Source organism: Shewanella oncorhynchi, assembly GCF_030848765.1.
In the GTDB taxonomy this organism is placed as follows: domain Bacteria; phylum Pseudomonadota; class Gammaproteobacteria; order Enterobacterales; family Shewanellaceae; genus Shewanella; species Shewanella oncorhynchi.
The window spans coordinates 4,787,598-4,799,296 of sequence record NZ_CP132914.1 but is presented as its reverse complement, the minus strand read 5'-3'; the positions used below and the strand labels follow the sequence as shown (position 1 = coordinate 4,799,296).

The 11,699-nt window shown below is 44.0% G+C and carries 13 protein-coding genes; 8 read left to right on the top strand and 5 right to left on the bottom strand.

Going from position 1 to position 11,699, the window contains the following annotated elements; all coding sequences use genetic code 11:
* Positions 1-120: 120 nt before the first annotated feature.
* Positions 121-1,089, bottom strand: coding sequence for a LysR family transcriptional regulator (locus RA178_RS21135; protein WP_105250597.1), 969 nt, complete (start codon positions 1,087-1,089; stop codon positions 121-123).
* Between the two features lie 409 nt (positions 1,090-1,498).
* On the opposite strand from RA178_RS21135, the gene RA178_RS21130 reads away from it, so the two are divergent.
* The 4 genes from RA178_RS21130 (at position 1,499) to nrfD (ending at position 4,145) form a co-directional block, all read left to right on the top strand.
* On the top strand, positions 1,499-1,975 hold the full coding sequence (locus RA178_RS21130; RefSeq protein WP_105250596.1) for a DUF2726 domain-containing protein: 477 nt from the start codon (positions 1,499-1,501) through the stop codon (positions 1,973-1,975).
* A gap of 76 nt (positions 1,976-2,051) precedes the next feature.
* A complete protein-coding gene (locus RA178_RS21125; protein WP_173248177.1) occupies positions 2,052-2,516 on the top strand; it encodes a cytochrome c3 family protein in 465 nt (154 codons plus the stop codon).
* 4 nt (positions 2,517-2,520) lie between these two features.
* Positions 2,521-3,207, top strand: a complete 687-nt coding sequence (locus RA178_RS21120; protein WP_105250594.1) for a 4Fe-4S dicluster domain-containing protein — start codon at positions 2,521-2,523, stop codon at positions 3,205-3,207.
* The gene (gene nrfD / locus RA178_RS21115) at positions 3,204-4,145 is read left to right on the top strand and encodes a cytochrome c nitrite reductase subunit NrfD (RefSeq protein ID WP_105250593.1); all 942 of its coding nucleotides are present in this window, start codon (positions 3,204-3,206) and stop codon (positions 4,143-4,145) included. The genes RA178_RS21120 and nrfD overlap by 4 nt, the downstream gene beginning before the upstream one ends.
* Positions 4,146-4,414: 269 nt before the next feature.
* On the opposite strand, the gene RA178_RS21110 is transcribed toward nrfD, so the two are convergent.
* Entirely contained in the window at positions 4,415-4,846 is a 432-nt protein-coding gene (locus RA178_RS21110; RefSeq protein ID WP_006079646.1) for an Lrp/AsnC family transcriptional regulator, read from the bottom strand.
* 251 nt (positions 4,847-5,097) lie between these two features.
* Between RA178_RS21110 and yjeH the strand changes: the two genes are divergently transcribed.
* Together yjeH and RA178_RS21100 are read left to right on the top strand one after the other, a co-directional pair.
* Complete coding sequence (gene yjeH, locus RA178_RS21105; protein WP_113940284.1) at positions 5,098-6,360, top strand: L-methionine/branched-chain amino acid transporter; 1,263 nt, start codon at positions 5,098-5,100, stop codon at positions 6,358-6,360.
* Between the two features lie 288 nt (positions 6,361-6,648).
* Positions 6,649-7,473 (top strand): HDOD domain-containing protein, encoded by an 825-nt coding sequence (locus RA178_RS21100; protein WP_131525752.1) that lies wholly within the window; start codon positions 6,649-6,651, stop codon positions 7,471-7,473.
* Positions 7,474-7,650: 177 nt separating this feature from the next.
* On the opposite strand, the gene RA178_RS21095 is transcribed toward RA178_RS21100, so the two are convergent.
* On the bottom strand, positions 7,651-8,112 hold the full coding sequence (locus RA178_RS21095; protein ID WP_212599543.1) for a tellurite resistance TerB family protein: 462 nt from the start codon (positions 8,110-8,112) through the stop codon (positions 7,651-7,653).
* 100 nt (positions 8,113-8,212) lie between these two features.
* Positions 8,213-8,743 carry a DUF2780 domain-containing protein gene (locus RA178_RS21090; RefSeq protein WP_168827259.1) on the bottom strand — a complete coding sequence of 177 codons (531 nt, stop codon included), beginning with the start codon at positions 8,741-8,743 and terminating at the stop codon, positions 8,213-8,215.
* Positions 8,744-8,933: 190 nt separating this feature from the next.
* Here RA178_RS21090 and RA178_RS21085 point away from each other — a divergent pair, with 190 nt between their 5' ends.
* Together RA178_RS21085 and RA178_RS21080 are read left to right on the top strand one after the other, a co-directional pair.
* Positions 8,934-9,641 (top strand): hypothetical protein, encoded by a 708-nt coding sequence (locus tag RA178_RS21085; protein WP_105250588.1) that lies wholly within the window; start codon positions 8,934-8,936, stop codon positions 9,639-9,641.
* A 33-nt stretch (positions 9,642-9,674) separates the two neighbouring features.
* Positions 9,675-11,153 (top strand): DUF4145 domain-containing protein, encoded by a 1,479-nt coding sequence (locus tag RA178_RS21080; RefSeq protein ID WP_306683749.1) that lies wholly within the window; start codon positions 9,675-9,677, stop codon positions 11,151-11,153.
* A gap of 22 nt (positions 11,154-11,175) precedes the next feature.
* Here the strand turns inward: RA178_RS21080 and RA178_RS21075 are convergent, their stop codons facing one another.
* On the bottom strand, positions 11,176-11,523 hold the full coding sequence (locus RA178_RS21075; protein ID WP_173248166.1) for a hypothetical protein: 348 nt from the start codon (positions 11,521-11,523) through the stop codon (positions 11,176-11,178).
* Between the last annotated feature and the right edge of the window lie 176 nt (positions 11,524-11,699).

Here is an 11,699-nt window from a genome sequence, read left to right as displayed (position 1 = left end):
GTTTAACAATTCTCGAGTGGATCGCATGGGGGCTGAGGTGGAGCCTAAGCTAAGGCAGAGGATGCCTGTCACCTCGTGTATCGGTGGTTTGTTGTTTGGATATGTTGAGCTATTGCTTGGCTAGATAATACGATCGACGATTTTTTTAATCTCTCCGCTTAACCATTTCAAGTCCTCATTGATTGCATTAGGCTGATTTTTTTGCACTAAGAAAATCGTTGGGGTTTCTGTATCTGCATATAAACGTTCTGCTTCATACTGCGATAGTTGACACGTATGCAGTTCAGGAATATCACTCACCATTTCGTAAACTATCCGATAAGGCAATAGGGAGACTGCATTACTTTCGCCTAGATATTCAAACAAACTTGAAATACTGGTAATGGTAATTTCAGTATTGAGTTTAATGCCATTCGTTATGCAAAACTCTTGGTATGGACTCAATTTGGTGCTGGGATTACCAAGATCCGTATTGACATAGGGGTATTCCGCAATCGTTTCTAGGGTGATTTCCCGTTTAAAAATAGGATGATGCCTGCTAGCAATCAGGTAGAGTTTGTCCATACGTTGCAATTCAGTCGTTAGCAGTTTATCGCCGAAGGCGGCAACATCGGCAGCACTTTTATTGCAACAAATACCTAGGGTTGTATCACCATTAATAATGTCTTGAGTCGTATGCATAGACCAAGGGTTTATATTAATGTGCATGGGTTTTTGCTCTTCTTTAATAGCCTGCATCAAGGCTTTAGGAAAGGTGTAGGCAATTAACCCTGGTGCTGCAATTTCGACATGTGTCTTAACTTGGCGAGTGTTTGCTATTCTGGCTTTTTGAAACTTATCAGTACACTCAATTGCTTCTTTTGCAATTGGATATAAATGAGTAGCAAACTCATTTGGGAATAAGCCATATTTACGACGAATAAATAACTCATCACCAAAAATTTCCCGTAGATTTTTAAGGCTACGGCTGATTTTAGGAGCTGGAATGTCTAGCGCTTTCGATACATAGGTTGCTGACTTGTTCTCATATAATGAAACAAGTATTTTTAAACTCAGAATATCGAGGCCATCCATGTTACTAATGTGCATTTTTTATATTCCTTAATATTGAGCAAATACTTAAATCAACGCCTAATTATGGTGCTAATTAATAATTTTAATGTGAAACTAATCCCAAGTTTTGGATCTAGATTTTATCTATGTGTATCAAAGGTTTTTTTGTTTTATTTTTAATATTTAAAATGGTTTTTCATAAAATTTAAAATTTCAAAAACTGATATTTACATATTTAAAATGCAAATAATGAATTATCAAGTATCAATATTTGTATTTAAGATTTACATAATTTTGCAATGTGACGAGCTATGTAAATCATTGTTTATATTTAAGTTGTATTTTTCAAGTGTGACATGTGTCAAGAAAAAATAAGTGTTTTCAAATAATACTAAAGTTGCTTTAAAGGAGATAACAAAAAATAAATTAGTTTTTGGAGGCGTGTATGAATACTTCAGTCATTCTCAGCTATGCGTTTATGTACTTCGTACTATTCGTAGCAGTACCATTCGTGTTTGTGATGTTTGTCATGACTTGCATTAAGTTTTTTAAAGCAGGTCCTGATGAAGCCGCACATCATGAGATGAAACTTAAACCAGTATTGTTTGATAAACAAAGCTTCAATTTTTTTAAATCATTAAAAACAGTTGTTGAAGGTAAATACGATGTTTGTTGTAACGTGCCATTAGACACTGTATTTGAGATGGACAAACATGATACGGAATTAAATCATGAATGCCGACTCGATTATGTATTGATCGACCATGATTCATCTGAAGTGAAAATGGTTATCAGTGACTTTGGCAAAGAAACTAACTCACCACTGAAAAAACTGTTTAGCAAGTTCAATATCAGTTTCATTGAAATGAACCAGCATAAACAGTGGGATACTCAGAGTCTTAAGCAAGCCTTGGCTGTGTGATCTTGACCGTCGGGTTCGGAATTATCCGAACTCGACCCCTTCTTTACCTTCCTACGGATAAATGTGAGGACTTCCTATGTCCAAAAGACAATGGCTGTGGTCGTTACGCTTAGGTGCTGCTGCGTTGCTTTTAAGCTTTTCTGCAATGAGTGCTGAGCCAGCCAATCAAATTAACAGTGATGCTTGTATGAAGTGTCACAAGCGTAATGGTCAAATGTTAGGGCATCATGGTCAAGATGCGATGAAAATGAGCTGTTCTTCCTGTCATGGAGAAAAGGGCGATCACCCTAAAAAACCGAATGATATGGTGGTCTTTGGTATGGAGGAATCGTCGGATCTGACGGTTCAGCTGAGAGTGTGTCAGAAATGTCATACCAAGAAAAAACTCAGTGGAGCAGATTGGACGCATAACGTACATGCTCAAAAAGTGCCTTGTGCCGCCTGCCATAAATTACATAGCCCAACGGATCCAATGGCGGATATGACGCCGAAGATTCGCAGTGAGCTATGTAGCAGTTGCCACACTGGCAAGCAGGAGTAAGGTTATGGAAAATTCAAAAAGAAGATTTCTAAAAGGCACCTGTGCCTTATTTGCCGGCGCTACAGGTGCATCATTACTCGCCACAGTGAATGCATCGGATAGTGTTAAAGCAGAACCTGATGTCAAATATGCACTTATTCATGATGAAACTAAGTGTATAGGTTGCCAAGCGTGTGAGGTGGCTTGTCGTGAAGTGAATAATGTACCCGAAGGTGTTTCTAGGCTTCAAATTAAGCAAGCGGGTCCCTTTGGCGAATACCCTAATCAGTTTTATCACTTTAGTCGCAAGTCTTGTCAGCATTGTGAAGACGCACCCTGTGTAAATGTATGTCCAACGGGAGCTGCATTTATTGATAAAGAAACGGGTATCGTTTCTGTCGATGCATGGAAATGCGTAGGTTGCCAATACTGTATTGCAGCTTGTCCTTATCAAGTCCGTTTTATTAATCCTGTCACCCATGCGGCGGATAAGTGTGATTTCTGCCGAGAAACTAACCTAGCTCAAGGTAAACAACCTGCCTGTGTTGCTGCTTGCCCAACAAAGGCACTCGTGTTCGGTAATTTAAAAGATCCGACTTCTGAGGTTGTTCAAGTTCTGCGGTCTAATCCAACCCAGCGCACTAAGGTTGATCTTGGAACGAGACCTAAATTGTTCCGTATCGTTGCAAAATCAGGGGAGGTGATACTATGAGTGCCCTACATTTTGATACCTTAGTGTGGCATTGGCCGATTGCAATTTACCTGTTTTTAGCGGGTGTATCTGCGGGAGCCATGTTCTTCGCCGTATTGTTGAAACATTTTGTTTTGAAGCAAAACGCCTATCAGTCTGGTTTTGTGCGAGCCGCTTGTATTGTCGCGCCTGTAGCTGTGATGGCCGGGTTAGGGATATTGGTCGCAGACTTAACTAAACCTCTCGATTTTTGGAAGATTTTGGTGTTCTACAACCCTAAATCTGTCATGTCGATGGGCGTGCTTATTTTGCTGATTTACCAAGTATTCATGTTTATGTGGATTGGTTTAACCTTCCGTAAACCTGTTGATGCTTGGTGTGAAACACGCTTTCCTATTGTGCTTAAGTTGACCGCATTATTGGCTCGATTTGAAGCGACAATTACAGGATTGCTCGTGATTCTATCCTTGGCATTGGGCGCGTATACAGGCTTCCTGCTCTCGGCCTTGCCAGGCTATCCCATGCTTAAAAACCCTGTGTTACCTCTGCTGTTTTTGGCATCTGGTTTGTCTTCCGGTGCGGCATCATCTTTACTCGGTGGCGTGTTGATGAATGGCAAACCTAATGACAAAGAGGTGCACTTTATCCACAAGGTTGAAATCCCACTGATTTTAGTTGAAATCGTGCTGATTTTTACCTTCTTTATGGGCTTAGTGCTAACAGGTGGACAGAGTAAAATAGCCGCCTTTAATGCCTTAGGGTATGGCTTCTGGGGATGGATTTTCTGGCTTGGTATTATTGGACTCGGTTTGTCTGGACCATTGGCGATGAATCTGTTTATGACGGCGACATCTAAACGGAAATGGGCCTACGTGGCGGGGACTGCTTGCTTGAGCTTGATCGGGGTATTACTGCTACGTAACTTCATACTCTATACAGGACAAATGACGATCGCTTAAGGCGTACCGTTAATTAATGACGAAAAAATCATAATAATCAATGGAATCGACGGATCGCGGAAACAATGTCAAAGGAAAACATTGTAGATGAGGCCCTTGCGGCGCTGGCTGAGCTCTCAAGGGTTAAGTCTAGCCGCGGTTGGTTGTGTAACAGGGAGGTCGCTGGGCAAGGATGCCATATTTTACACTTCAATATTTTGCCCTGCCTCCAAACGGGCCTCGCCACCTTATTCCTAAGGGTGGCGTTTCTTGTTTTAGGGAGGCACGATTTACTCGCCGAGGTTATTAATCCATTCACTCATTACCACATGGGTTTTGATCTTGATGATGTCAGTGTGAGTGTCGATATACTCACGGATCTCATGCAGGCGGCGCATCGAGGGCGCATGCACGTACACGAGTAAATCCATATCACCAGAAATACCACGGCAGGTAATCACTTCGGGGATCGCTTGGAATACGTGTACCACGTCGGCGCAACGTGGACATTGATGCTGGATTTCGAAATAAGCCGATACTCCTTCTTTTTGCGACTCACTCAAGAGCACTTGATAGCCACGGATCACTCCAGTTTGTTCGAGCTTTTTTATGCGCTCGGCAACCGCACTACGGGATAGATTGACCTGTTCGGCGATATTCGACACGCTCTGGCGTGCATCCTGACGCAAACTATGAATGATGGCCGTATCGAATTTATCCAAGGGTGACTCCAGTGAAAATGGTTATATTGAATCTGTGTGTTATTTTGTCATTGGTTTGAATAACCACAGAATTTGCTGAGTATTTTGGCTTAAAATTGCATCAAATCTTAAACTTACCGTCATTTTGATGGAAATAACGCTATTTTCCGCGATTTTGCCGGTATTGGACGTGGAGAACACTGAAATTAACGGCAGATTGTAGGGCGAAATCTCATTATACTGACAGCTCAAAAACCACAGAATATTAACAGATGAATTCAAATAGCGGAACTATAGGTCGTTGGCAAGGTGCGGGTTTAATGGCGACCACTTTGCTCGGTACAGGGGTATTTATTTTGCCTCAGATGACTATTGAAAAAGCGCATTCTGGTGCCTTAGTCGCATGGATCTTGTTGACCTTGGCCATTATTCCTGTGGCACTGGTCTTTGGTCGTCTAGCGAGTGTATTTCCCCATGCCGCAGGCCCCGCTTACTTTGTCGAAAAAGCCTTTGGTCGCACTGCTGGTCGAACAATTGGACTGATCTTTTTACTGGTTGTGCCCATGGGGGCGCCGGCCGCGATTTTGATGACCTTTCAGTTTGTGAATGCCTTAATCCCGATATCGGGTTGGTCCAAGGTTGGTGTTGAAATACTCGTGATTTTTGGCTTGTTTCTGATTAATTTAAGAGGCATTCAAGTGTCGGCTAAGCTGCAATTTGGCCTTACACTTTGCATAGTCGCCGTTGTTGTGGTCTTGTTTGGTGCGAGTAGTTTTCAGCAAGGTCATCTCACGACACTTGCTAGCCATGGTATGCCTGAAATGCCGACCGTGATGATTGCCGCTGGCATCGCTTTTTGGAGTTTCTTGGGTATAGAAGCTATGACCCATCTTGCCGATGATTTTCGTCGTCCGCAGCAGGATATGATCCCCGCTATGATGATGGGCACAGTGCTGGTGGGCGTGATTTATGTGGCTTGTACACTTTTACTGCTATTAGTGCCGACAGATAAAAGTGTCGCCATGATCGGCGTATTTGACCAACTGCTCGGTGGTTACGGCGCACAAGTGATTGGTGTGTTAGGTATCGCAAGTGGATTGGCAACCGTTAACGTGTATGCGGCCAGTGCGGCACGTCTGGTCTGGAGTTTTAGTTGTGAAGGCATTTTACCGCGCTTCTTTGCCGTTAAGAATGCCCATGGAGTGCCCATTCGCGCACTTGCTGCGCTGTTATCTGTGATGGCAAGCGTGATTGTACTGACTTACCTTACCGGGCAAGAGTTAGAGCACCTTATTGCATGGAGCAACGGCGTATTTGTGGTGATCTATTTGATGGCTATGCTCGCTGCCGCTAAGTTATTACCACGGCACAATTGGCCGCTGGTGGCGCTGGGTTGTGCGTTTTGCTTAGTATTAGGTTTTGCCCTAGGTGCAAGTATGTCCTATGTGCTTGTGTTGATCTTAGTGGTCGCGCCATTTTTGTGGTGGCAAAAGACCCATATTAGTCGCAAACAAAGTTTGGCGTTACCTGAGTAATATTCGCACCCTCTGGGGCTAAATCAACATGATGGGTTAATTAAAAAAGCCCCGAACTCTTTATTGTCATAAGAGTTTGGGGCTTTTTTGTGTGGCTTAGTGGATTTCGAAACTGGATATGATTGAGTGCGATTAAATTGAATGAAATAAAGAGGTAAACCTTAAGTCTGATGGCCGCCAAGCTTTGTTGCCGAAGGACTGCACATTACTGATATTTAATGTATCTCGGTGAGCGAGGCGATAACTTGTGTTCTATATTTTGATCATTCATACGGAAGGAGAATAAATATGGATTCAGCTGCGTTGCTCAATCGTGTCGATGAGTTACCTAGGTTACCTAAGGCGATCAGTGAATTGTTAGATGCGGTCAATGATGACAATGCGACAGTAAAAAGCATTGCCACTAAAGTTTCACACGATCCCTTAATCAGCGCTAGGGTGTTACGCCTTGCTAACTGTGCCCACTATGGACGCAGTCGAGAGGTTGGCACTATCGATGAAGCTGTTGTGCGTCTTGGGATGCAAACCCTACGAACCTTAGTGCTCGCATCGGCGGTGATTGGTGCAGTCCCTAAGTGTGAAGGAATAGATTTAGCCCAGTTTTGGGGGCAAACCTTTGAGATTGCGCTTTATAGTCAAGAAATGGCAAAGCGTTGTGGTGCCGTCCCAGAAGAAGCTTTTACTTGCGGTATCTTACATCGTATTGGCGATCTATTGATTGCGGCAGTATCGCCTGAAGATGCGGCGAAAATTGCCGAAGCTGTGGCGCAGGGCAAAGATAAGCATCAGTTTGAGCGCGAGTTACTCGGATATGATTCCCCGGATATTGGCGCATTACTAGCGAAAAATTGGAAGTTTACACCAGCGTTAGTGCAAGGCATTTTGTATCAAGACCACCCTAAGGATTCAAACCCATTTTCAAAACTTGCTGCGTTATTATGCTTATCTTACAAAGTTCTAGATGAGTGGGATACGATTGAGGATGAGGAGAAAACCAGTTGGTTATCTCAATTAGCGACTAAGAAAGGATTGAAGATGGAGATGGGCGGGCTAAGGACTAAGTTGACTGAATTACACGGTTCGGGATATGAAATCGGTAAAGCGTTAGCTTAGAATTTTGTTTCGCTTAGTGTTTTGGTGAGTAGGGCTGCAGTAAAAATATTTTTAGCCAAAGAGCGATATCAATTTAGTCTTAAGAAGACCATCGCGTGAATGGGAAACGGGTGTTTCGCATTCACGCTTTTTTATGGGCTTTTGTTGATTTGCACTTTGACTGAATAGCGGATGTGGCTAGCCAGTTTGTTGGGTTGCAGCTATGGCAAGATTACGCATTTGGATCAACTCGCTGTGTTTGAGGTGCAACAAATCGGCGGTACGTCGAATGATCTGGTCTTCATATTGGGATAGCTGGCCATCGGCGTAGGCCAGTTGCCACATTGCGAGCAACAATTGCTGCTTTTGCGCTAGGCTAAATTCAGCGTTAATGGCTGAGGTGAATTCAAAGAGTGAGGTCGCGCTGCCTTGTACGCTTTTAGCCTCATCAATCAGCATCTTAGCGTCTACTTCTGACATTGATAAGGTATCGGTTAGCAGCTTAGGTAATAAGGCTTCTTCCTCTGCCGTTAAGGTCTCATCGGCAAACACGACTTCAAGTAACATACTCGCTGCGGCCAGTTTAAGTTGATGTGCCTTGTCTTCAGGGGAGACTGCTTGAGTATGAGCTTCAAAAAATCGTCTTAATTTCGCAATCATATTTGGCGGTTCTCATGCTGGAGGGAATATAAAGTAGAGTCGATTGGGAAGTGAAAGTTCACCCTAAACCTTGTATTGCTTAGGGTGAGGTAAGACTGAATTACAGTAGCGAGTTCAGACCTTTCACCAGTAAGTCTGAGGTGCCTTCAGTGCCATTGGTATCTAAGTAAGACTTAGCTATGTTGATCATTGGCATTGCTAGATCTTTAGAAATACCCAATTTTTCAAAGGCGTCTAATACCATAGCACTGCCTTGCAGTGATGAACCTAAATCACCCGCTTTGGATAATAAGCCAGAAACACCTGATTTTGAGTCCAACTTAGGCGCAGCGGCTAGCAAGCTATCGGCATTAGGAATGCTGGCAGCCAGTTTTGAGTAGTCGGTTGTTCCTAGGCTTGATTGCGCTAAGCCTAATAAACTGCCTAAGCCACCTTCGGCTTGAGTTTGGTTTAAACCCAATTGTGACATGACGCTGCCAACTAAATCATTCGACTGAGTTGCCGCTGCCGTAGTGGTCGCTTTTTCAGTTTTGGCTTGAGTTCCTGCCAAGTTATCTAACCAGCCTGCACTGGCGGGCGCCGCTAAAATACAAGTGCTGAGGAGGATAGAGAAGGTCAGAGTGTGTTTCATATGGAAGCGTCCTTTGAGGGTTTGCGCACGAGTTCGCTGGACAGTTTAGCGGGTTTGTCACTTTTGTTGCAGTAGTTTTCTGTGATTTACGGTTCACACTGGTGATTTCTACTGTGCATTGCCAAGGGATTTTCGGTATCCTTAGCGGCAATTCTAAGTGTTAATTCATTTCAATTATTTGGAAAGTCGCATGTCACTATCCGCAATTTTGTCAGAAGCCTATAACTTCTTCCGTAATCATCTGGCGCAACTCGCTATGCTGACGATCCCATTACTCTTGATCCAAGTTGGGATCCAGTTATGGCTTGGTATAGAGATGAGTAAAGTTGATCTAGAAAACCCACAGTTTGGCGCGCCGCATATGATCGCCATGATGCTGTTACTACTTACATTTTCGGTACTAATTGCCGCTTTGACTCTGTTTTTAGAACTGCGCTCACAAGGGCATAGTCCTTCAGCGGGCGTGGTGTTGAAGGCGAGTTTACCGTTTGTTCCACCATTATTATTGGCTGGGGTGTTTTCTGGTCTAGCGATTTTAGCACCAGTGATGCTGTTTGCCGCCTTCGGTCCTGTGTGGCTGGTAGGATTGGTAATTAGCTTCTATCTCTTTGCGCGTTTAGCCTATGTGAACTTTATGGTTGTGGTTGAGCGCTTAACACCGCTAGAAGCGATTAAGGGTAGTTTTAGTTTTAGTGGCCCTATCGTACTGAAAACCATTGCATTATTGATGTTATATTTACCACTCTCAGTCATAGGTAGCCAGCTTTCTGGGTTAGCGTCCATGGGCGGATTACCTGTGCAAATGTTAGCGGATACTTTTATGTCTTTTATTGGATTATTCGTTAACGTCGCTTTGTTCCGCTTATATATGGTGTCGAAAAAACCAAGCGTCGAATAGTGCAACATCAATTCAGCCTGCAGGGAATCACTCATGGGGACGAAAATAGTCATTAAGGATAGTGAGTTTATCCACGATTTTTCGGTCTCCTTGAGTGATGATTACCTCAAGGCTAAAAGCTATGTGCAGGATGTACCGACACAGTCGCTGCTACACATTCGCAGTTTTACCCATAAACTTACAGAGTTACTGGGGCAAGATAAGCAAATCGCGTTTTCCAGTCCGAATTTATACGATAGGATCGAACAGCTAAATCAGCGGCGCGTGATTGATGTGAAGACCACTCGTGCCCTGCATCGATTGCGTGCCGACGGTAACCGCGGCGCTCATCCTGAGAAATACCATCTCACCCAAGAACAATTACTCGCGCTAGCGCAAAAATCCATTAAAGATGTCCTGACTTTAGTCGAGCACTTGTATCCTAAGGTTAAAGGTCGAGTTGCCCCTGGCTACTGTTATGAAGCGACTGACGCTATGACGGTGAGGGACTTGTGCTACCGTGCTGTGATGGAAGATGACCCGCAAGCGCAGTATTTGGTGGGGATATCGTTTAAGACCAAGGCTTTGATACTGAAAGAACAAGAACTGCTCAAAGAGCAAGAACTTGTGGCTGAAGCCGAAGCTATATCAAGCCAAGATTTATCCATAGTTTCACCTCTAAATGCCATTTCTCACATTAGCGCAGCTGACAGTTTTGCCCGAGCGGCCTATTGGTTTTCCCTTGCGGCACCTAAGCACATGGAAGCCTTACATGAGCATGGCGTAGCACTGATCCACGGTTATCAAGGCGCGCCAGAAGTGGCTAAAGGTGAACAGATCATTGCCACTGCAGCAGCAGCGGGTGTGGTCAATGCGATGGCGTTATTAGGATATTTTTATCTTGTAGGCAGTGAGTCGTTTCAACCCGACAGCAAGTTAGCACAGCAATACTTACAAGGTGCGGCAGATGGCGAGCAAACTGAAGCGATGGCAAATCTAGGTGTGTTGCATTACCAGCAAAAGAACTTAACTCAAGCCTATCATTTTATAAGCAAAGCCGCGCAAGCCGGTTATCCCCATGCCCAGTATCATTTAGCATTAATGCTTGCCAATGGAGATGGTTGTACTCGAGATATGATTGCCAGTGAGCATTGGATGGCCGAAGCTGCCGAGCAAGGACAACTCGATGCTATGCTCACGCGGGCGCAGCATATGCTCAATGATGACAATGCCTTTGGCAGTGATTTGACTCAAGCTGAGGATTATCTGCGCCAAGTGATCAAATATAGCCACAGTGTGCCTGCGATGATTGAGCTGAGTATGGCACTGGCCGACGGTATCTTAGGGCGAATTGATGTCGTTGGATCTGCGGCTTTGCTTAAGCTGGCACGGCAAAATGCCAATAAAAAAGAGGCGGATATTATCGAGCCTCTGTGGCGTTCACTGGTGTTACAGATTGAAAATGTGCTTGAGGTAACCCAAGATCCCGCCGAAATTCATAGCCTTAAACGCGCGCAGACCTTACTCGCTTGAGCGCAGTTTTGCTTCGATTGAACTAGTGTTCATCCTCTTTATGCTCAAAAGTGCGCCCTTGATGGCGTGTCGCATTAGATTCCCTAACAATAGTGTCAGATCCATAAACCTGACTCTGCGGCTCCTCTGTCGCGTGGGCATGCTGCATTGCGTTTGCCTGAGCCTGATTAAACTTAGCCAACTGACGTGCCATATAAAAACGGCTAAATAGGACTAAACAACCGAGCGCAATGGCGCCAAATAAGAGCACGAAGGGCAATAAAAATAGTGATAAACAAATTAGGCTAATGCTAATTGCCATCGCTAACCAAGCCCGTGGGCCAGAAATTCGGGTCTGCAGTGGGCTCTGTTGGAACTGTTGAAAAATCATAAGAACTCCTCGATAGGCAGTGGACATTTAGTGTGCAATAGCGAGTGCGTATAGGTCACGTTAATCTTGATTAATTTACTTTATTTTACTCGGGAGGCCATTTTGGTGTTGCGCATTACTTTGATATGTGATCGCATGCCTATCTATATGTTGTTGCTCGAATAACGGTTGGTTAA